At 36.0% G+C, this 21342-nt stretch carries 15 protein-coding genes; 3 read left to right on the top strand and 12 right to left on the bottom strand.

Annotation, left to right across the window (positions count from 1 at the left end):
• The 3 genes from ftsY to E0946_RS05225 form a co-directional block, all read left to right on the top strand.
• On the top strand, positions 1-621 hold a 621-nt coding region (ftsY, locus tag E0946_RS05235; protein ID WP_133201413.1), incomplete at its 5' end, for a signal recognition particle-docking protein FtsY.
• Positions 622-649: 28 nt separating this feature from the next.
• A complete protein-coding gene (locus E0946_RS05230; RefSeq protein ID WP_133201412.1) occupies positions 650-3877 on the top strand; it encodes an ATP-dependent helicase in 3228 nt (1075 codons plus the stop codon).
• A gap of 10 nt (positions 3878-3887) precedes the next feature.
• Complete coding sequence (locus E0946_RS05225; RefSeq protein ID WP_133201411.1) at positions 3888-4187, top strand: DUF3467 domain-containing protein; 300 nt, start codon at positions 3888-3890, stop codon at positions 4185-4187.
• Between the two features lie 169 nt (positions 4188-4356).
• Here E0946_RS05225 and E0946_RS05220 read toward each other — a convergent pair whose 3' ends face one another.
• The 12 genes from E0946_RS05220 to murJ all read right to left on the bottom strand — a co-directional run bounded on the left by E0946_RS05220 (position 4357) and on the right by murJ (position 21338).
• Positions 4357-4587 carry a NifU family protein gene (locus E0946_RS05220; RefSeq protein WP_133201410.1) on the bottom strand — a complete coding sequence of 77 codons (231 nt, stop codon included), beginning with the start codon at positions 4585-4587 and terminating at the stop codon, positions 4357-4359.
• 85 nt (positions 4588-4672) lie between these two features.
• Positions 4673-5143 (bottom strand): hypothetical protein, encoded by a 471-nt coding sequence (locus E0946_RS05215; protein ID WP_133201409.1) that lies wholly within the window; start codon positions 5141-5143, stop codon positions 4673-4675.
• A gap of 124 nt (positions 5144-5267) precedes the next feature.
• Positions 5268-8375 carry an efflux RND transporter permease subunit gene (locus tag E0946_RS05210; protein WP_133201408.1) on the bottom strand — a complete coding sequence of 1036 codons (3108 nt, stop codon included), beginning with the start codon at positions 8373-8375 and terminating at the stop codon, positions 5268-5270.
• A 10-nt stretch (positions 8376-8385) separates the two neighbouring features.
• Positions 8386-9414 carry an efflux RND transporter periplasmic adaptor subunit gene (locus tag E0946_RS05205; protein ID WP_133201407.1) on the bottom strand — a complete coding sequence of 343 codons (1029 nt, stop codon included), beginning with the start codon at positions 9412-9414 and terminating at the stop codon, positions 8386-8388.
• 16 nt (positions 9415-9430) lie between these two features.
• Positions 9431-10810 (bottom strand): TolC family protein, encoded by a 1380-nt coding sequence (locus tag E0946_RS05200; protein WP_133201406.1) that lies wholly within the window; start codon positions 10808-10810, stop codon positions 9431-9433.
• Positions 10807-11454, bottom strand: coding sequence for a TetR/AcrR family transcriptional regulator (locus E0946_RS05195; RefSeq protein WP_133201405.1), 648 nt, complete (start codon positions 11452-11454; stop codon positions 10807-10809). Before E0946_RS05195 ends, E0946_RS05200 begins: the two co-directional genes overlap by 4 nt.
• Positions 11455-11923: 469 nt before the next feature.
• Positions 11924-14731, bottom strand: coding sequence for a protein O-mannosyl-transferase family (locus E0946_RS05190; RefSeq protein WP_133201404.1), 2808 nt, complete (start codon positions 14729-14731; stop codon positions 11924-11926).
• A 15-nt stretch (positions 14732-14746) separates the two neighbouring features.
• Positions 14747-15742: a carbohydrate ABC transporter permease gene (locus E0946_RS05185; protein WP_133201403.1), complete on the bottom strand. Its 996-nt coding sequence runs from the start codon at positions 15740-15742 to the stop codon at positions 14747-14749.
• Positions 15743-15751: 9 nt separating this feature from the next.
• Positions 15752-16684, bottom strand: a complete 933-nt coding sequence (locus E0946_RS05180; protein WP_133201402.1) for a carbohydrate ABC transporter permease — start codon at positions 16682-16684, stop codon at positions 15752-15754.
• Between the two features lie 22 nt (positions 16685-16706).
• Entirely contained in the window at positions 16707-17903 is a 1197-nt protein-coding gene (locus tag E0946_RS05175; protein WP_133201401.1) for a pyridoxal phosphate-dependent aminotransferase, read from the bottom strand.
• A gap of 70 nt (positions 17904-17973) precedes the next feature.
• On the bottom strand, positions 17974-19800 hold the full coding sequence (gene uvrC / locus E0946_RS05170) for an excinuclease ABC subunit UvrC (protein WP_133201400.1): 1827 nt from the start codon (positions 19798-19800) through the stop codon (positions 17974-17976).
• Entirely contained in the window at positions 19776-21338 is a 1563-nt protein-coding gene (gene murJ, locus E0946_RS05165) for a murein biosynthesis integral membrane protein MurJ (RefSeq protein ID WP_133201399.1), read from the bottom strand. Before murJ ends, uvrC begins: the two co-directional genes overlap by 25 nt.
• Positions 21339-21342 lie beyond the last annotated feature (4 nt).

The following is a 21342-nucleotide window of genomic DNA, read 5'->3' as shown; positions in this document are numbered from 1 at the left end:
TTTGTTGGTGTTAATGGAGTTGGAAAAACTACCAGTATAGGAAAGTTAGCTCATAAATTTATTCAGCAGGGTAAAAAAGTTATGATAATAGCAGCAGATACTTTTCGTGCTGCGGCTATTGAACAATTAGCTATCTGGTCAGAACGAGCAGGTGCAACACTTATTAAATCACAACCTAATGCAGATCCTGCAGCAGTAGTTTATGATGGTATAGCTTCTGCTCTGGCTAAAGATTATGATGTAGTTCTAATAGATACAGCAGGACGACAACATACTCGGGAAAATCTGATGAAAGAACTCAGTAAAATTGACCGAACCATAAAAAAACTTATTCCTGAAGCGCCTCATCAGGTTCTTTTAGTAGTAGATGCAACAACTGGTCAAAATGCCATTTCTCAAGCAACAAACTTCAGTAAAGCTATTCCTTTAACTGGTATAGTCTTGGCAAAATATGATGGTACTGCTAAAGGAGGAATTATTTTCAATTTAAAGCATAATCTTAATCTACCAGTGCTATTTATTGGAGTAGGAGAAACTCTTGAAGACTTGGAACCCTTTGATATCAGAACTTTTATAGAGGCATTTTTTACTACCACGGAAGAGAATGAACAATCCGCTTAACTCATTGTTACTTGCCGATTAAAGAGTTATGTCAGTAGTAGAGCAAGATTTTATCCTTCAAGTTTATACGCGTTTACGAGATATTATATTCAGTAGCGAAAACCTAAAGAATAAGTTTCTGCTCTTACGCCAGCTTCTGGAATCAGTGTATAAGAAACTCAGTGAAGATAGTAATATGAGTTTTAGCGGTTTATTTGCTCGTATGAAATATATTCAGGAGCAACTGGAAATCCCATCAGAGATAGATTATCAGCTCAATCAACTCAGAATTTTATCCAATAAAGCTGCACATGAAGATGATTATCAACCTACTTCTAAAGAATGGCTAAGCTCAGTTTATGCAATAAATAAGTTTCTCCGATGGTTGAATCCAGAAATAGAAGATTCCGATATAGAAGACTATCTTAGCAAACATCAAGCTCAAGCTTTTCCTCCGCTTTCACCTCAAAAGAGAAAAGATTTACTCTGTATAGTGAAAAGTTGGGAAGTCCTGAAGAATAACAATCAAGATGCAGGTTTGAAGATAGTTGGAACACTGGAAGAGGGTATAGAGTGCACAATTTATTTGAATGATATGGAGGATGCAGGTAAAAAATGGAGCACCCTGGCAAAAGTACTCTGGCAATATTGCACTCTTAAATGTTTTCGTCTAACCCCCATTCAAGGAAGAGCACAAAATTATCAAAGTAATCCGACCACTCTGATAGTTTTAGAACCAGATTTTTTAATTGATACCAGTTATTTAGCAGAGTGTTTTACTAACAATGAGATGCATCCAGAGGACTATATCCTCAATCGGATGATTAGTGAACCTTCTTCAGAAAAACAGATTCAAGGAATCATTGTTAATAACATTCTGGATGAATTGATAAGAACACCAGATATGCCTTTTAAAGAATTATTCAAAAAAAGCCTGATTAAACAACCTATCTCTTTAGTCGCTTTAGGTAATAATACCGTTCTTAACATTTATCAAAACATACTTAGAATACACTTTCCTGCTTTAAAAGAATTTGCTGCATCCCTGAGAAATGTTCCTGTTCAACTGGAACTAAGCTTTTTCAATCCAGGTTATGGGTTACAAGGTCGGGTAGATATTCTTTATGAAAAAGATGGAAAAAGGCATATTGTGGAATTGAAAAGCGGTAAAGCTCATATATTTGATGTCTGGAAGAATAACAAGATGCAGGTGATAGCCTATAATATGATGCTAAAGAAAAGTGGCAGAAATCCTCTTGGTTATGCAAGTATTTTCTATTCTTCAGCTGGAGAAAATGCTCTTCGTCATATAAGTAGCGATATGGCTTTGGAACAAGAATTGATAATGTGTAGGAATCGTATTGTAGGTTTGATACATAATCTGGCAATAGACCCTATTCCTTTCTTTAATTGGTTAAAAGAGCAAAAAGTATCATCTGATAATAATTTTAGAGAAGCCAAACTGAGCAAGATTATAGAAACTCTTAAAAATCTGGAAGATTATGAATATGAATGGTTTCTGGAGCAGGTTCGTTTACTCTGTAGAGAAATATGGTTTGAAAAAACCGGGGGTTTAAATCAGAATAGCATTTTTGGTTATAATGCACTTTGGCAGGAAAGTGTTAATGCAAAGAAGCAACACTATCGGATACTAACCTCATTAAAACTGGAGAAAATTCAATTTAATGAACTCTGGTTTTCTATTCCAGATGAGGATATAATAACTGATTTCAGAATTGGTGATTTAGTTGTGCTATATCGTGAAAAAATGCGGGTTGAACAACAGGAAATTATCCGTGGAAAGATAAAATATATTGATAGAGAAAGGGTGAAAGTGCAATTAAATGGTGGCTGTAGAGAAATTGAAGACTCTAAATCCGATCTTTGGGCTATGGAACATGATATTATAGAAAGTGCTCTCTATGCACCCTTAAGTTCCATTTTTGACTTTTTGCAGGATAAAAGCGGAAAACGATCTCTCTTTCTGGGTATTCGTGAACCTAATGCAGGAATCTTTAATTCTTCTAAGCAAAAGAGCATAGATGATGTTGTGGATAGAATGTTTGCGGCAAAGGACTATTTTGTCGTTCAAGGACCTCCTGGAACTGGGAAAACTTCGGGATTACTCACTCAATATATTGAAAAAGTCTTTAGGGAAACAGAACATCATATTCTTATTCTAAGTTTCACAAATAGAGCAGTAGATGAGATTTGTTTAAACTTAAAGAAACATTCTATTCCTTTTATTCGCACGGGACAGTCGGAAACCATTAAGCAAGAATTATTAGAGCATTTGATAGCAGAGCAAGATTTTGACGAAATAGAAAAGATTATCAAAAGCAATCGCATCTGGGTTGCCACAGTTCAAAGTTGTAATGCCTGGTTGAATGATATGTTAAATATAGTTAAGATTGATGAATTGGTAATTGATGAGGCTTCTCAAATAATAGAAAATAATATCATCGGGATAATAACAAAAGTGGGTAAGACCATCCTGATAGGAGACCAGAATCAACTTCCACCCATTACTCTTCAGACTAAAGAAACTTTTAAATTTCGGAATCAGCAGCTAAAAAGCTTGTGCTATGATTACTATAATAAATCTATGATGGAACGCTTATTTCAAGTTTGCGAAACCAAGGGCTGGAATCATTCTATTACAATGCTTAATGAGCACTATAGAATGCATAATCAGATTGCCAGTTTAGTGCAGGAATATTACGCTAATGCTCTTATCCCAAAATTACCGCTACAACTGCAAGATCTCGTTCCTCAAGGAAATATTCTGGTTGATTCTCGTTTAGTCTGGATAGAATTTCCAATTTCAGAACATCTCTATTACGATTCTCTGCAAGTGCAATATATTATCCAGATTTTAAAAGTGTTCAAACAATATGGCATTATCCAGAATTATGATAAAGATGTTGGTATTGTAACTCCCTTCAGAGCAATGATACAGGCTATCTATAAAGAACTACCAATTGATTTGAGAGCTATTACAATAGATACTGTGGAACGCTTTCAGGGTTCGGAAAGAAAGAATATTATTATCAGCTTACCTTTGCATCATGCTAACGATTTAAGTCTTACAGAAGCTCTTTCCAGTGATGGAAAAGTGGACCGAAAACTTAATGTAGCTATAACCCGTGCTCAGGAACGTTTAATTATCCTGGGCTGTTCAAAATTGTGTCAAAAATCAAGACATTATAATAATCTCTTGCATAAAATCCAGTCTTCTGGAACAATGCTTAACTATCAAGAGCTATTCAAATTATAAGGAGAAAAAAATGAATAAACCTCAACCACCTAATCAGATTAATATTAAAATTGATGAAAATGTTGGTGAAGGAACTTATGCCAATTTCTTTGTAATAACCAATTCTGCATCAGAATTTATTATGGACTTTGGTCGTATACTTCCTGGACTACCAGATGCGCGTATTTATAGCAGAGTTATATGCACTCCTCAACATGCCAAACAATTCCTGAATCTTCTGCAAAAGAATATTGAAAGCTTTGAAAGTCAATATGGAGAAATCAAAGTTCAGGGTGTTCCTGAAAACAAACCAATAGGATTTAAGGCATAAGTTAGTAAACTGAACTTATCCTTAAATTGCAATCAAAATTTATTCTTAGAATAGTTGGTTAAAATAGTAGTATATTTTCCCTTTAAGATTATGAGTAGATAAAAAAATAGAAGGTTAATAAATTTAACCTTCTACTTTTTAATAGTACTGAGTTAATAACTCTTATCTTTCAAGCTACTGCTATAACTTCAGCAACTTCCGGGATTTCTTCTTTAATTATGCGTTCAATGCCCGCTTTTAAAGTCAATGTAGCCATTGGACATCCATTGCAAGCACCTTTAAGACGCAATTCAATGACATTATCTTCACGGATATTGACCAATTCTACATCACCACCATCAGCTTGAATTGATGGTCTGACACGATTTAGTATCTCTTCAATTTTTTCTCTTTCTATCATTGTATATTCCTTTTATAGGTATTTACTAACATTTTAATGCTAACCAGGTAAAAGCCAAATTAACTTTTTAGCTTCTCATTTGCTCCTAAAACTTGTAAGAAATGCCAAATGTAGCATTGGAAGTAGGACATCCTCCAATCTCCAAATGAATTCCTAAATTGTTGTTAAAATAATAACGACCCCCAATTTGACCAGTTAAAATAAGCATTGACTTATGGTCATCTTCATGTCCTTCATGACCAAGCCAAGCGTCTAAGCACAGACTAAGTCCAGCATAGAGGTCAGTATTGTGTGGCATAGAAAGAAGATTAACAAAATGGTAATTCCAGTTTCCATAGATATCAAACTTGTTACCGTGATCATAGAATGCTGTGGATAAACCTCCACCAACGGTAGAATTTTCATTCAACCCATAGTCCAATCCTACATAAATGGGAAAATGAGTATTGAAGAGGTCTGCACCCATATCTAACTGTTTTTGATGAGTTGCTACGGGAACTGCCAGGATTAAAGATGTTAGCATTAAGAGAGTCATAAGTAGAAAAGTTTTTTTCATAAGAGTCTCCTTTATCTGGAAGTTTATTATTTGAAATAAATTTATTGATATTGAATAATTGTCAAGGGAAAGCACTCAGGAAGCTGAAAATAATATAACTCTCAGCTTCCTGAGTAGATTTATTTTATTGATTTTCTATTTGTGGAACCTGATTCTTTTTCCCATTTTTTCTATTGTTTTCTTTCTGAATAACCAGATAATAAAAAGCAGGGATAATCACCAATGTCATAAAGGTTGCTACTAAAAGTCCACCGATGGTGACAATACCCATAGGTTTTCTAAGCTCTCTTCCTGCAGCTCCGATACCAATAGCCATAGGCAACATTCCGATAACGATAGATAATGTGCTCATAATGATAGGTTTAAGTTTGGCTTCACCTGCTTCCATTAGAGCATCATGAGGTGCAGCACCCTGTTTTCTACGCATATTAGCATAATCTAAAAGCAGGATAGCATTATTAACCACAACTCCAACCATCATAACCACACTCATCATAGAGACTATATTGAAGGTTTGATGTGTTATCAGAAGGGAAAGAATAACACCAATTAGAGCCAATGGAACAGTTCCCAGAATAAATAGTGGTTGTAAGAAGCTTTCCAGAATAGCAGCAAGCATCATATAAGTTAGCAAAACAGCCAGGAGAAAAGCCTGCAGCATAGCGACCACAGTTTCATTCAGCATCTTTGCACCACCACCCCAAACAATTTTATATCCAGAGGGGAAATTAAAGCCCTGAAGTTTTTCCTGAACTGCATTCATCACATCACCCATAGTTGCATCTTCTGCTATTTCTCCGGTGAAAACTATAGTTTTTGCTCTATCCCGGTGAATGATATTACTGGCACCTGGTTTAACTTCAATATCAGCCAACTGAGAAAGAAGATAGGGCTGTCCATTAATGAGTATCGTGAGATTCCTTATCTTATCCGGAGTATCCACTGCATCATCTGCAAGAGATATCTTAATATCATACTGATTATCTCCTTCATGATATTCTGTGGAGACCATACCTTCAACTGCGGCACGAAGAGATATGGCAAGGTCATAGACGGTGGCATTAACTGCAGACATCTGGTCTCGTTTAGGAATGATAGTTAATTCAGGTCTACCACCTCTACTACTGGTATCTAAATTCATTAGTCCAGGAGTATCTTTTATGAGCTCAGTTATCTGATTCTTCATTTGTTCCAAACGAGCATTATCTTGACCTTGCAGATAAAATTCCATACCCATACCCTGGCCCATAGCAGAACCTCCAGCGCTGACTACAATTTTTGCATTGGGTATATCTGCAAGTTCTATACTAAATATTTCTGCCAGTTGCTTAGCACTTTTCTTACGATCTGCTCTATCAACCAGTTTGATTCTTGCAGAAGCCAGGTTAGTTCCTGTATTAACGAATCCGGAAGAGCCCAGGTTAGTGATTATATGTTCTATTTCTTTATGATTAGCTAAACGTTGATGTACTATTTCTAATACATCTGCAGTCTGATCAAGGTTGTATCCTTCGGGTAATTCAACCGTTATAGACATTTCTCCCTGGTCTATTTCTGGAATAAATTCCAGTCCAATCACAGGCATTAAGGCTAAACTTCCTACAACTAAAATTACGGATATGATGATGATATTCCGACTGTGTTTTTTAGAGCTTAGCACCGTACCCAGAAACTTCTTATATGAAGCTTCAAATTTGTCAAAGAGGTTATCAAACGCTATACCGAATTTATTCTTTTTCTCTTTACCCGTTAAAATACGAGATGCCAACATTGGAGTAACCGTGAAGGAAGTTATCAATGAAAATATAGTAGCAATGGTAACCGTGTAGGCAAATTCACGGAAGAACTGACCTACCAGACTTCCCATAGTTGCTACAGGCAAGAAGACTACGACATTGGTTAAGGTACTGGCTAAGACGGCAATGGCAATTTCAGCAGCTCCTCGTTTAGCAGCATCCCGAACAGGCATACCCTCATCTCTATGTCTAAAAATGTTTTCTATAACTACCACTGAGTTTGAAACCAGAATACCCACTGAAGTGGAGATACCGATTAGAGTCATCATATTGAAGCTGAAACCAGCAATCTGCATAAATACAAAGGTAGATATGATGGATATAGGCATAGAGAGTGCCACAATTAGGGTGGAACGTAAGTCATGCAGGAAAATTAAAAGTATCAGACCAGTGAAAAGAATTCCCAACCAGATATTGGTAAAGGTATCGCTAACGGTAGATTTAATAAAATCGGAAGTATCTCTAACAATATTGAGGCTAACACCAGCAGGAAGGTCTTCTTCTATTTCAGGGAGATTTTTTCTTACTTCATCTGATATAGTTACCACATTAGCATCAGAAGCATTGGTCAAAGAAATATGCACGATATTTTGGTCTAAAACCTTTTTAGGAACATCAAAATAGATTGCTCTGGTGCGAACATCTTCTGCACCATCTATAACATTAGCCAGGTCGCGAAGTTTTTTTATTCCTGTAGGAGTGGGGATATTGGCATTAGCAATTTCATCCAGACTTTCAAATTTACCCTTTAAACGAACAGAGTATTCTTGAGTGCCTCTTTGAAAGTTTCCTGCTGGCATATCCATATTTTGAGCAGCCAGAATTTGCATCAGTTGTGCCAGGGAGATTTTATTCTGAAATACTACTTGGTCATTTAACTGAACCTGTATTTGACGTTTATTTCCACCACTGAGGTCAACCTGAGCAACACCTTCTATCTGACCAAAACGGTCTTTTAGCTTAGTATCTGCCAGTTCATATAAAGCTTTTCCATCAAGATTTCCAGATAGAATAATATCCATAAAAGGGATAGCATTTATGTCCATTTTCTGGACAATAGGTTTCTGCAAGTCCGAAGGAAGGTCACGAATTATAGCATCAATTTTTTCCCTTATCTCTTGACTGGCAATATCCACATTTTTTTGCATTTTAAATGCAACCATCACAATGCTAACATTTTCCAGCGAATAAGATTGGATATAATCTATTAGACTTACGGTAGCTATAGCATCCTCAATCTTTTTAGTCACCTGCGTTTCAACTTCACTGGGTCCAGCACCAGGATAAACTGATTGGACGACTACATAGGGTATTTTTACATCTGGCATTAGATTCAAAGGCATAGAGAAATAGGCTAATACTCCAAATACAATGAATACAAATAACGCCATAGAGACCAGGACTGGTCTATCAACAGAAAGGTCGGATAGGAACATCTATCCCTCCTTACTCAATTACGCGAATTAACGCGTTTTCAGTTAACAGGTTAAGACCTTCAGTAATTAATTGCTCACCGGGTTCTAAACCAGAAACAACTTCAAATTGAAGTTGATTATCCAAACCTGTAGTTATCTCACGTTTAATAGCATGATTATTCTGATTAATCCAGACAAATTGCTTATCATTTTCGTTAACAACATACTCACGATTAACAACGATGCAATTAGGTTTTGTGAGAATTTGCAATTTTATCTGGGCAGTAGAACCGAAGCTTATACGTTGTCCATTGATGGGGAAAGTAACTTCTACGGGGATGGCTTTTTGATAAGGGTCTAAAGCGAGAGAGATATTACTGACCTTTCCGTTTAGTGTAATGTTTTCCCAAGTGGCAGTGGCAGGAGTGCCAATTTTCACTTTCATCGCATCTCTATCTGCAACCATCAATTTTGCTTTATATCCATTAGTTGATGAAACAGTGAAAAGATTTTGACCAGGATAACTTCGTTCACCTGGACTAACTGCAATATTGGTGATAATACCACTAATAGGAGCACGAACATTAATCATTTTATCACTGGCATCTAAATTAGCTTGAGCAACTTTATATTGGGTTTCAACATTATCCAGTTCCTGACGAGAAATTGCACCATTAGCATACAAATTGCGCATTCTTTCATATGCAGTTTTTGCAGCATTATAAGCAGTCAAAGCCTGTTCATATTGAGCAGTGGGTGTATTCCTGGGGAAAGTTACTATAATTTGTCCAGCAGAAACACGGTCACCAATCTTAGCATTAACAGAGCTAACTACTTCTGAAACTAAAGATTGCCCGTTTGATTCTTCTTTTCCACCGAGTGATGCATTATAACTCAATTCTTGAACGAAGGTTTCCAATTCAACAGTTTTCACTCTAACCGGAATACCTTGTTCTTTCTGAATCTGTTGTAAGGTCTTAAATTGTGATTGCTTTCTTCCGCAACCGGTCAATAAAAGAGCAATACTTAGTATTATGATTAAGAAATACTGTTTCTTCATTTTGTTTTACTCCATTTTAAAAATTCATACCTAAAGATTTTTGAAGCTCTCTGGTAGCAGAGATGACCTCATATATTGATTGAAAATATTGTAATTGTATAGCAGAGAGAGTGGTCTGAGCATCAAAAACTTCCAATTGGATACCAACCTGATTTTCATAACGCAATTGCGCAAGCTGCAAACTACGTTCTGCCATTTTCATATTTTCTTCCTGGACAAGATAGTTTTTTTCCGCATGTCTTAATTTCTGATAATTTTGGGTGATTTCCAAACGGATTAAATCTTCATATTTCTGTTCTTGATATTGAGATTGCCGATAGCCGGACTTGGCAGAATTAACTTTTGCTTTAGTGGCAAAACCATTAAAGAGAGGGAAAGATATGCCTAATCCTATGCTATAATTGGTTCCAAAATCATCACCTTCTATAGCATATTCATCAGCTTTAGTATAAAGAGCAGCACTTGCTTGAAGAGCAAGATTGGGAAAATATCCAGCTTGTTCAGTCTTCAATTGTAAATTTGCAACTTCAGTTCCCTTTTTTGCCATAGTCAGTTCAATTCTATTTTCCAAACCCTGAGTTAATGCCTCATCAAGAGTAATATCCAGTTTGGGTGGAAGAACAAGATTCCCTTCTGGGACAATGGTGGGGTCATTAACACCAATCTGAGTACGGAAAGCGGACAAGGCAAGATCTCGGGAATTCTGTGCTTGCATCAGTTGTGGCTCAAGTTTAGCAACTTCCAGACGAGCTCGCATAACATCAAAATCGGAGACCAGTCCTTCATTAGCAAAAGCTTCTACGCGAGCCAGATGATGTCTTGCTGTTTCCAGAGCTGCTTCCTGTACATTAACTAATTTATCAGCTAAAAGGCAGGAATAGAACATTTGAGTGGTCTTAAGTATTATATCCTGTTCTTTCAATTGATAATTTAGTTGCTGAATGTTACGATAAATATCAGCAGTCTTAATACTATAATTTAATTTCCCACCCGTAAAAAGTACCTGTTGCATCTGTAAAGAGAGAGCCATTGAACCCTCTTCCATTGGAGAGGAGGGAACTAAGGAATTTAGAGCACCAGACATTACATTGGCTAAATAATAATCATTAGAGCTGGCAGTGTCAGGGTCCAGTCCTAAGCTTAAATCTATGGGTGGAACAATGGCAGAATCGGGAAGATAGGTCTTATTTAAACTATAAGCACCTACAACATTGAGTTGAGGATAGATATTGGCACGCACTTGATAGTAAGTCTGGTTAGCTTTTTGTAAATCTTCTTTGGAAGACAATAAATCTTTATTATTTTGTTTTGCCAGAGAAATGCTTTCATCCAGACTTATTGACCAAAACATTGAGACTATCAAGCATAATGCTATAATAATACTAATGCGTTTCATTGGATTTTCCTTTTATTCACTTTTTTTCTTGTCCTTGGTTTTGCTGTATCCCGTTTAAGAATGCCATATAAAAGTAATTGAACCATTAAAACATGGTCTCTTTCCAAACGCTTCAAGATTCTGTTTTTATTATCTCCTTCATTCCAGTAATCTCCCATAATAAACCAATCATTAATCATCTCGCTAAAATGTTCAGAATTGATTTTTTCATTTATTATACCTTGTTTTTTCCCATAATTCATAATTTCAGCCAGAAGATTATTCATTCTTTGACGATATTCGTTTCTTTTAATTAATAAACTTGTAAAATAATCTGGGGGAATTTGTTGCATAGCATTTGCCAGAAGAGGCATATTCTGAAAGATGCAGGTTATTGGTAGGCTTAGAAAACAGGAGAGTTTATCTTCAAACTTTTCTGCTGCTTCTATAGCAGTGGTTAATTTATTAAAAAACTCTTCTGCTTTTTCTTCAATAGCTGCAATAAAAAGATTTTCTTTACTCGGGAAATAATAATAAATAGTAGATTTTGCTATATGTGCAGCCCGAGCAATTTCATCCACTGAGGTCTTAGCATAACCCCAACGATTAAATAATTCAATAGCTGAATCCAGTATTAGCTCTTTTTTATCTGATCCTGTATTCATTATACATACCTAATCCCTTTATTATTAATCAAATATGATATAGATGCTGAATCTAAATTTGAATTTCTGACCAAATTAGTTAGAATGGTCGAAAAGTCAAGAAATTTCTATTAGTTTTTTCACCATTGTTAAGCTCTAAAGCCTTTTATTATCAAGGTGAAAGGATATTTTCAATCTATCCAGAATACAATTTTCTTCAAAAAAAGCTCTAAGACTTATAAAATAAGATGAAAAATAAATAAGCAAAAATTGATTGTTAACTCAGAGTGAAATAAAATATTACAAAATATTTATCCCCTGTCTCCTCCTTGCCTTTCCCTTGGCCGTTTAGGTAAGAAAGTAACAGGAGAGAGCCAAGGGAGACTTAGTAAGGAGCTAAAATCTCAAGAATTACTTAGTAACTCCCTCTTTCCAGCAGATAATACATTTGCGAGGTTACATTATTTATCCTTAAAATAAAATGTGTAGCTTAATAGCTTTGGTTACCCATTTCTTGTTGAATAGAACGATAGATATCTTCGGGTGTATAATGAAGGATATCTTTCAGAGAATCAAACAGTGCATCAATCTGAGACATTTGTTTATATTGATAACCATAAGCCAGTGCAATGGCACCTAACTCTGGTTCATCAGGATGTCTTGCCATAATTTTTGCTAAGTATCTTGGAACGAGGTCCTGTCTATTTTCCATCACATATCTAAGCACATAAGCACGGTAAATGCTGATTTCGTCTCTATTTCCCCAAATATTATTTTCAATAAAAGCATCCAGCTTATCCAGTTCCCCTTTCTCAATGTAATAAGTCACATAGAATTCAGTTAAGCGAATGTCACTATCAATAAAGGCACGAGCCTTTTTTGCGTACTCTTCTGCCTTCTCAAATTGATGATTTTTAGCAAAATAAACGGCAGCACGAGAAAAACCAGAGCCATAATTCATCACTAACCGTTTCATATTATCGTCTTTATACACCTTTGGATCAAAGATGGAGTCATATTTATATACCTTATCAATATTGGTGAGAAGACGATCAATATCTATCTGTTCATTAACTGGGTCATAAGTAGCAACGACGCGAGAAACCATACCTTCATTACGCAGATAGTCATCAAATCCCACTCTTGACTCACAAGTAACAGCAAAGTAGATAGGTCTTTTACCAAAGTTATCCTTTAAAATTTGTATAACTGCAAAATCTGAACCTCTACGAGGATAAAACTCACCGGTAGTTTCACTTTTTTCAAAGTTTTCCCGATAATTAATGGTAAACTTCATTTTCCCTTCAGGGTCACCAGCATCAAAGGTAACCGAATCCTTCCACAATAATTTTTGAAAGCTGCCATAACGGTCATCCAGAGAATTAATCTCCTCTTCACTCCAATTGATAATAACTCCTTCCAGGTCTCTTAATTGACGGATATACCAAGAAGTATTGAGTAAAGAAAGATTCGCTACAGTAACATCTTTACGGATACCGCTACATTGTTGATTCTTATATTCCATAGCTCTTTTGATAGCTTCTTGAGATTCATCGGTGGGATAAACCTCGCGAGCTTGATGTACATAGGGTTCAGCATAAGGGTCTTTAACTGCTTGTGCATACCATAGCGGATAGGTATCATTATCTCCATTAGTGAAAATGATGGCATTCTCTTCCACAGAATTGAGGAAATTTACACCATAATACAGAGCTATTAACTCACGGGAACGATCATGTTCATAATATTGTGTTGCCATATTAAAGATTGGTAAAAATAGCATTATCGCAGCCATTACCACTCTTAAAACTTTATCTTTATCATTGTTGAATAATGAGACCAAACCCATAGCACCAATTCCTAGCCATATTGCCCACATATTATAAGCTGCGACAAAGAAATAATCCCGATCTCGCACTTCAGCACTGGAAAGATTCATCACAAAAACCATCAGCAATGAGGTGCAGAAAAAGATAGCCAGGAAATAGAAGAAACTGTGTTTATTCTTTTTACAGTGGAACACAGCTCCAAATAACCCCAGAAAGGCAACGAATAAACCTCCAAAAACATTTACTACTTGTGCTGGAATACCTGTTACTCGGTTAACAGAATCGGATTTGAACCATTGCCAGCCAAAATATCTGAGAAAATGATAACCTAATTGATGCTCAAAGAAATTTCCTCTTCGAGCAAACATAGATGTTACCTGTTCTGGTTTATATTGTCTTCTCTGGATATAATCATCAAATCTTTTAGGAGTGCTTGGATCCGCTAAATTAATAAAAGGACGATCTGCTGCTCTAATAGGAAGGTAGATATAAGAAGAAACTCCCAGAATAATAAGAGCAATAGCAAGCAGCCAAATCTTTTTATCCAGCACCTTATGTAAATCTATATACATCAGGACAATAATGCATAGAGCAAAACCCAGCTGGTCAAAAGAATCAATATTAAAAGCCTTTCCTATTTCTCCAAAAATCAGATAAGTGATAATTAAAGCTGCACCATAGCCAAAGAACTTATACCAAAAGGTTTTTTTAGTTGTAGCTTGTAAAAATATAGGATAGGTTACAATGAAAAGAATGGCAGGTGCAATCTGCAAAGCTGTTTGATGCACACAAAAACCAAGGAAGAATAAATATACAATCAAAAGGAGGTAGTTCTGTTTATTAAAATCTCGTGAATTTTGCACCCATTTCAAGGTTAGCCAGATTATGAGATTAATAAAGAAGACCAGACCAGCATAAACCTCAGCTTCTACTGCATTCATCCAGAAAGTATAGGAAAAAGCAGTATATAAAGCTGCAATCACACCAGCAAACATAGATTGCCAGGGTTTTATCTTAAACATACTGGTCAGTTGAACTGTGACCAGATAAGTGAACATTACTGCAAAAGCAGAAGCAAGACCTGAAATAAAAGCGGCTATTACAGCATGAGGGAAAATATTACCGAAGAGCGAAACTAACGCTTTTCCAAAAAGGATATAAAAAGGATTTCCAGGTGGATGTGGCACACCCAGAATACTGATACAGGTGGCATATTCTCCGGAATCCCAAAAGGATAAAGACCTTGCCTGAGTTAACATATAGATGATTAAAGCAAAAGCAAAGACAATCCAGGCAACAATGGTATTAGTTTTAGAAGGCACTAAAGCTTGAGGTCTGAGCAAAGTTTCATCAAAAGTGGGTGGTTTCTCTGGAACTTTATATTCTTTAACTGGCTTTTTCGCTGCAGTTGCAGAACTTTGTCTAAGCCGTTCTTTTATATCCTTTACATCAGATTTACTTTTAGCCATTTATCTATCTCCCTTTTAATCTTTTAAGCCAGCTTTGGCATAACTGGCAATGATTTGTTTTTGAGCGAAGAAGAAAATAATTAAGATAGGAAGTATACTAAAGGTAGAAGCAGCCATCAAAAGTGTTGTTTGAGTGGATGCTTCCTGACTGAAATAACTTAACCCCACCTGCAGAACTCGCAATTCGGGTCTATCTGTCATAACCAGGGGCCACATAAAACTATTCCAGCTACCGATTAAAGAAAAAACTGAAGCGGTGGCTATAACAGATTTAGAGAGAGGAAGCACAATTCTCCAGAGCATTCCAAAAATGCTACAACCATCAATTGCAGCAGCATCAAACAGTTCTTGCGGTAAGGATTTGAAATGTTGACGGAAAAGGAAAATGGTAAAAATATTAACGCACCAGGGAACTATCAGAGCTTGATAAGTGTCCAACCAGTTAAATTTATCCAGCAACATATATGAGGAAATAATATATATAGGTTCGGGCACCATCATCATACTTAAGAAGAGATAGAAGATAATATCTCTACCTTTAAATTCCATTCGGGCAAAAGCATAAGCAGCTAAAAAAGAGGTTATTAACACGCCTATCAGAGTTAAGAATGAGACAAATATGGTATTAGCAAAATAACGAGCAAAAGGCACTTTATTGAAAGCAGTAATATAATTATCCCAATGAAAACTGGGAACCTTCTTGATTAATCTAACCTGAGAAGAGGGCACACTCATATATTCAGGGTAATCTTTAGATATCTGAAGGTTCTCATCTAAGACATGAATAATACTGTTTTCTTCTTTTTGTTGGACCAGGATGATACGATGTTCTTTTCCATTTTCATCCCAGACATAATACTCTTCCTTAGGAATAAATACAGATTCATTTTTATTAAATTCTGCTTGCGACATTAAAGAGGTTGAAATCATCCAGATGAAGGGTAGAATCATAATAATTCCAAAGAATATCAGGAAAAGATAGACAATTGAATTACTGAAGATTTTATTCATCTTGCACCTCTAATAATTGACCTTACTTTCCAGGCGTCTTTGCATTAAAGTTAAACCAAGTATAACCACAAACAAAATTAGTGCTGCAGCACTGGCATATCCCATCTGAAGGTCATCAAATCCCTTCTCATAGATATAATAGACTATTAACTTAGTAGTCCCTAAGGGTCCACCTTTATCTGTCATCATATAGACTTGAGCAAAAGTCTGAAAACTCGTAATAGTCGTCATCAATAGAACATAGAAAGTGGTAGGTGAAATTAGTGGGACGGTTATTTTAAAGAATTGTTTCCATTTATTAGCACCATCAATTTCCGCTGCTTCATAATAGACCTTAGAGATGTTTTGCAATCCAGAAAGATAGATGATGGTATTATATCCCAGACTTTTCCATACGGTCATAATGATAATGGAAAAAAGAGCCAGCGAAGGACCTCCTAACCAGGAAGGAATAGAGACTCCCAAAGAATTGAATAATAAGGTGAAAATTCCTTTTGGTTCAGCTAACCATTTAAGAGGTTGAAAACCTAACCATTGAAGAAAGGCATTGGCTAAACCTCCTTCTTCTGCATAAATAATCTTCCAGACAATGGAAACAGCTACCAGAGAGGTCACATAAGGCATAAAATAGATGGTACGAAAGAAACCCTTTAGCCATTTTATCTGATTTAAAAGGACAGCAAAAATTAAAGGTATGATAATACTTAAGGGTACGGCAATAATTACAAGCCATACCGTATTCATCATAGATTGCCAGAATTCAGGGTCAACAAAAAGTTTATTGTAATTCTGGAATCCAATAAAATTACCAATACTGGTAATTCCAAAATCAAAGAAACTAATTACAAAGGACAATAAGATAGGAATGAAACGAAATAGAAGAAGTAATACTAAAGCTGGAAGGATATATAAATAAGGCTCATACTTATACTTAGTCTTCATCAGCTCATCCTCAAATGTTTAGCTAACCTTTTATTTTATTATAAGCTTCAATTCCTTCAGTGAGAATATGCATAGCCTTGCTCAAATCTTCCTGATTAAGAACATAGGCAAGACGCATTTCATTTAATCCCAAACCCGGAGTGGCATAAAAACCATCACCTGGAGCTCCCATCATAGTTGCTCCATCAATGCTAAATTCATCCAACATCCAGGTTACAAATTCTTCCACATTGTCCACAGGTAAAGTAGCTAAGATATAGAAAGCTCCCTGTGGCTTTACACATACTATATCAGGAATTTGCAAGAGTGCATTATAGGTTAAATCTCGTCTTGCTTCATATTCAGAAATCAAAGGATGAAAGTATTCATCCCCTAAATCTATACAAGCAAGCGCTGCAAGCTGGTCTACCGTTGGAGGACACAGTCTGGCTTGAGCAAATTTTAAGAGAGCACTCATTACTTCTTTATTCTTTGAAGCAATACATCCAATTCTGGCACCACAGGCACTATAACGCTTGGAGACACTATCAACTAAGATGGCATTTGCTTCCAGGTCGGGAACATTCATAATACTGGTATGTTTTAAACCTTCATAAATAAATTCCCTATAAACTTCATCTGATATTACGAATAGGTTATACTTTCTGGCAATTTCACCAATCATCATAACATCTTCTTCTGGGTAAACTGTTCCAGTTGGATTTCCAGGATTACAAATTAAAATGGCTTTAGTCTTTTTGGTGATGAATGATTCTATCACTTCTGCAGGAGGAAGTTGATAACCATTTTCTCCAACTGTTGTGATAGGTTTTAGATGTATTCCCGACATACTGGCAAAACCGTTATAATTAGTGTAAAAAGGTTCAGGAACAAGGATTTCTTCGCCAACTTCTGCTACTACCATCATAGCAAAAGTTATGGCTTCTGAACCGGCAGTAGTGACGATTATTTCATCCTCATTGAGGTTGATTCCATAACGAGAATAATATCTAACCAGTCCCTGTCGGTAAATATCCAAACCTTGAGAAGGACCATAAGCCAGGACTTTATCGGAAAAACTATGATAGGCATCAATCATAACCTGAGGAGTAGGAATATCTGGTTGTCCTATGTTCAAATGATAAACTTTCAAACCACGCTTCTTAGCTGCTTCAGCATGAGGCATCAATTTACGGATAGGAGATGCTTGAATCTCCATAGCTCGTTGAGATAGCTTCATTTATTCACCTCAATAAAGTTTTTTTCAAGTTTTATGCTAATGCAGGATTTGACAAGGAAAATTTTGCCTTCTATCCTTTCTCAGAATCCTGAGGATGAAAATAAGAATAAATTTTTTCTGCTGTTTTAGGACCAATTCCCTTTATAGAATTCAGTTTTTCAGGGCTGGCATTTTTTATTGCTTCCACAGAACCAAGTTCCTTTAAAAGCAAAAATTTGGTCTGTTCTCCAATGCCTGATATTTCTTCCAGTTCGCTGATTAAAGTTCTACGAGACCTGCGAGAACGATGAAAGGTAATAGCAAAACGATGTGCTTCATCTCGGATAGCAATTAACAATCTCAATGCAGAAGAAGACCTTGGCAAAGTTATAGATATTGAATTATTCGGGAGAAATATTTCTTCTATCCTTTTAGCCAGAGATATGATAGGTATATCTGGATAATTAGAATTATTTAAGACCTCCAGACAAGCATTAAGTTGTCCCTTGCCACCATCTATAATGAATAAGTCGGGTAGCATTTCAGGATTTTCTTCACATTCTTTTAAATAACGAGTTAGAGTTTCCTGAAGAGCTGCATAATCATTCTGCGTATCCAGAGTTTTTATTATGAAATGACGATAACTCTTCTTTTTAGGTTTTCCATTTTCAAAGAAGACAGCTGAAGCTACTGTATCCGTTCCTTGTATAGTAGAAATATCCAGACATACCATCTTTCTGGGTAATTTAGGAAGACCAAGTTTTTCTTTTAATTCTTGAATAGGATAGATGGTTCTATTAGCTTTGCGCAAATGTGCTAATTTATGTTCCTCCACTAGATGAAAAGCATTATTTTTTGCCATTGCCACCAGTTGGCTCTTTTCCCCTCGTTTAGGGATAGAAATGATTCCCTGTAACCATTCATTCAGTTCTTCCAGTTCAGAAGGTTCAAAAGGTAAAAGAATCTCGTCGGGCAATTCATCTCGGTTACTATAATATAATTTCAGGAAAGCAGCTAAAATTTCTTCAGGAGTGTTTTCTTCCACATTAGCCAGAGGATAGTCTTCTTTATTAATAATCATCCCATTAACAATACGCAGAACTACGCAGATGGCAATATTTTCTTCCTGATAAAAGCCTATAACATCAGTATTACGAGAATCTGGAGAATAAACCACCTGTCTTTTCTGGATATGTTCTATAGCCTGAATGCGGTCTCTTAATTTTGCTGCTTCTTCAAATTTTAGCTCTTCGGAAAGATTGTTCATCTCTGTTTTGAATTCCTCTAAAATTTCATCATGATGACCTTCTAAAAATCGCATCTGTCTCTTGACAATCTGCATATATTCTTCCTGAGAAATAGCACCAATGCAAGGAGCAGGACATTTCCCTAACTGATAATTGATGCAGGCTTTTTGATATTTAATTCTATCTGCAGGAATTTGACGAGAACAGGTTCTTACTGGAAAAATCCATTCCAGGTTTCTTAAGGTCATACGTAAGGATTTAGTATCGGTGAAAGGACCAAAATAGCGTGAACCATCTCTAACATAATCACGAGTGACAATAATTCTGGGGAAAGGTTCATTTAAAGTTATCTTTACAAAGGGATAACGTTTATCATCCTTAAGTAATACATTATATTTTGGTTTATAACGCTTTATTAAATTGGCTTCTAAGATAAAGGCATCCTGTTCCGTAGGTACAAGAATATAATCCAGATCAGCGATATATTTCAATAAATGTTCAGTCTTGATATCTTTATTAGTAGAACTAAAATAGGAAGTTACCCGATTCTTTAAAGATTTAGCTTTTCCAATATAGATTATTTCGTCCTCGGCATTTTTCCAAAGATAAATTCCAGGATGGTCTGGTAATAAAGGAAGTTTTTCCGCTATTTTTTCTGGAATTTTTTCCATAAATTAGTTCCTGCTTCCTTCAGGTAATCCAGTTTAAATAATAGTCCAAGAACATAGAATAATGCGATACTTGAGACAGAAAGAATGATGACTTTAATTATCAGCTTCCATAGTCCAGTAGCAACATAAAAGTGGTCAGTAATAATGAGGAAGATGAGCATAATTACACTAATTACAATTGTTTTTAGAACATTAGGGAAAATGCCGTGGAAATCAATATGAGGCATCTCTTTATGTATCAGTCTTAGTAAAATAACGAAATTAACCATTGCCGTTATAGAGGTAGCCAAAGCAAGTCCTCTATGCTGGAGAAATTGCATTAATATGAAGTTGAGCACTATATTTAGACAGACCATTCTAATAGCGATACGAACAGGAGTGCGAGTATCTTTATGTGCATAGAATAAAGGGGTTAAAGTCTGATTAAAGCTGAAAAAGATAAGACCTAAACTATAACAGATCAGAGCTTGAGTTGTCCAGAGAGTTGCTTTAGCATCAAAAGCACCACGTTGAAAAAGGATTTGCACCACATCTTTACCCAGTCCCATTAAAAGAACAGTAATTGGTAGCATCAGATAGGTGAGATTGAGCATTGCTATACGTAAGTTTTTTGAAAGTTCTGGATAATTATCGTAAGTAACCAATCTGGAATAAGTAGGTAATAAAACAGTTCCAGTGGAAATAGCAAACATTCCCAGTGGGAATTGAAACAATCTATAACCATATTCCAGAGCTGAAATACTTCCTACAGCAAGAAATGAAGCCATTAAAGAATCAGCCACAAGATTGAGTTCACGAACTCCAACTCCAACTAATGAGGGTAAAAACCTTTTCCATAAAGTAGTTAGAGCTTCACCTCCAAATTTAATCATTATTTTGAAAGGATACCCCAATTGTTTTAGATAAGGAAAGTTTATGATGGTCTGTAAAAAACCTCCTCCGAAAACACCAACAGCAGCCCAACGAACAAGGTCTTCGCCTTCAATATGAAAGACAAATCTCGGGATTACCATACTTAATATCATACCTAAATTCAGCAAAGCAGAGGATAAACCCGTCATAAAGAATTTGTCGTGAGAATTTAGTATGGCAATCATTGTGGAAGAAAGTCCAATCCAGAGAAGATAAGGGAACATTATTCTGGTCAGGATAACAGCTAATTTATAAGTTTTAGGGAGTAGACCAGGATAAAGTACTTTTACAATAGCTGGGGCAAAAATGATACCAATAATGGTTAGAATCAAGAGGAAAAATGTTAGTATGGAAAGCACTTGTAGAGCGAAATTAATCTGTTTTCTTTTCCCTTCTTTGATTCCAATTTCATTGTATAAAGGAACAAATGCAGCGGAAAGAGCACCTTCACCAAACATACTACGCAACAGATTTGGAATGCGATAACCAACTACAAAAGCGTCATTTAGATAGGTAGTCCCAAAACAGAAAGCCATAACCTGGTCACGGACTAGTCCCATAATCCTGCTAATCAGTATAGCAAAGGACATTACACTGATATTTTTGATTAATTTATTCTCCGCCATAGCT

It is taken from the genome of Candidatus Syntrophosphaera thermopropionivorans (assembly GCF_004353895.1).
GTDB classification, from domain to species: Bacteria; Cloacimonadota; Cloacimonadia; order Cloacimonadales; family Cloacimonadaceae; genus Syntrophosphaera; species Syntrophosphaera thermopropionivorans.
Note: the sequence above shows the minus strand (reverse complement) of the source record. Positions and strands in the feature narration are given on the sequence as shown.

What these genes read in the sequence shown, in the direction of transcription:
- E0946_RS05230 (WP_133201412.1), top strand. Translation starts at nt 650, where the DNA reads ATGTCAGTAGTAGAGCAAGATTTTATCCTTCAAGTTTATACGCGTTTA.
- E0946_RS05225 (WP_133201411.1), top strand. Translation starts at nt 3,888, where the DNA reads ATGAATAAACCTCAACCACCTAATCAGATTAATATTAAAATTGATGAA.
- E0946_RS05220 (WP_133201410.1), bottom strand. Translation starts at nt 4,587, where the DNA reads ATGATAGAAAGAGAAAAAATTGAAGAGATACTAAATCGTGTCAGACCA.
- E0946_RS05215 (WP_133201409.1), bottom strand. Translation starts at nt 5,143, where the DNA reads ATGAAAAAAACTTTTCTACTTATGACTCTCTTAATGCTAACATCTTTA.
- E0946_RS05210 (WP_133201408.1), bottom strand. Translation starts at nt 8,375, where the DNA reads ATGTTCCTATCCGACCTTTCTGTTGATAGACCAGTCCTGGTCTCTATG.
- E0946_RS05205 (WP_133201407.1), bottom strand. Translation starts at nt 9,414, where the DNA reads ATGAAGAAACAGTATTTCTTAATCATAATACTAAGTATTGCTCTTTTA.
- E0946_RS05200 (WP_133201406.1), bottom strand. Translation starts at nt 10,810, where the DNA reads ATGAAACGCATTAGTATTATTATAGCATTATGCTTGATAGTCTCAATG.
- E0946_RS05195 (WP_133201405.1), bottom strand. Translation starts at nt 11,454, where the DNA reads ATGAATACAGGATCAGATAAAAAAGAGCTAATACTGGATTCAGCTATT.
- E0946_RS05190 (WP_133201404.1), bottom strand. Translation starts at nt 14,731, where the DNA reads ATGGCTAAAAGTAAATCTGATGTAAAGGATATAAAAGAACGGCTTAGA.
- E0946_RS05185 (WP_133201403.1), bottom strand. Translation starts at nt 15,742, where the DNA reads ATGAATAAAATCTTCAGTAATTCAATTGTCTATCTTTTCCTGATATTC.
- E0946_RS05180 (WP_133201402.1), bottom strand. Translation starts at nt 16,684, where the DNA reads ATGAAGACTAAGTATAAGTATGAGCCTTATTTATATATCCTTCCAGCT.
- E0946_RS05175 (WP_133201401.1), bottom strand. Translation starts at nt 17,903, where the DNA reads ATGAAGCTATCTCAACGAGCTATGGAGATTCAAGCATCTCCTATCCGT.
- uvrC (WP_133201400.1), bottom strand. Translation starts at nt 19,800, where the DNA reads ATGGAAAAAATTCCAGAAAAAATAGCGGAAAAACTTCCTTTATTACCA.
- murJ (WP_133201399.1), bottom strand. Translation starts at nt 21,338, where the DNA reads ATGGCGGAGAATAAATTAATCAAAAATATCAGTGTAATGTCCTTTGCT.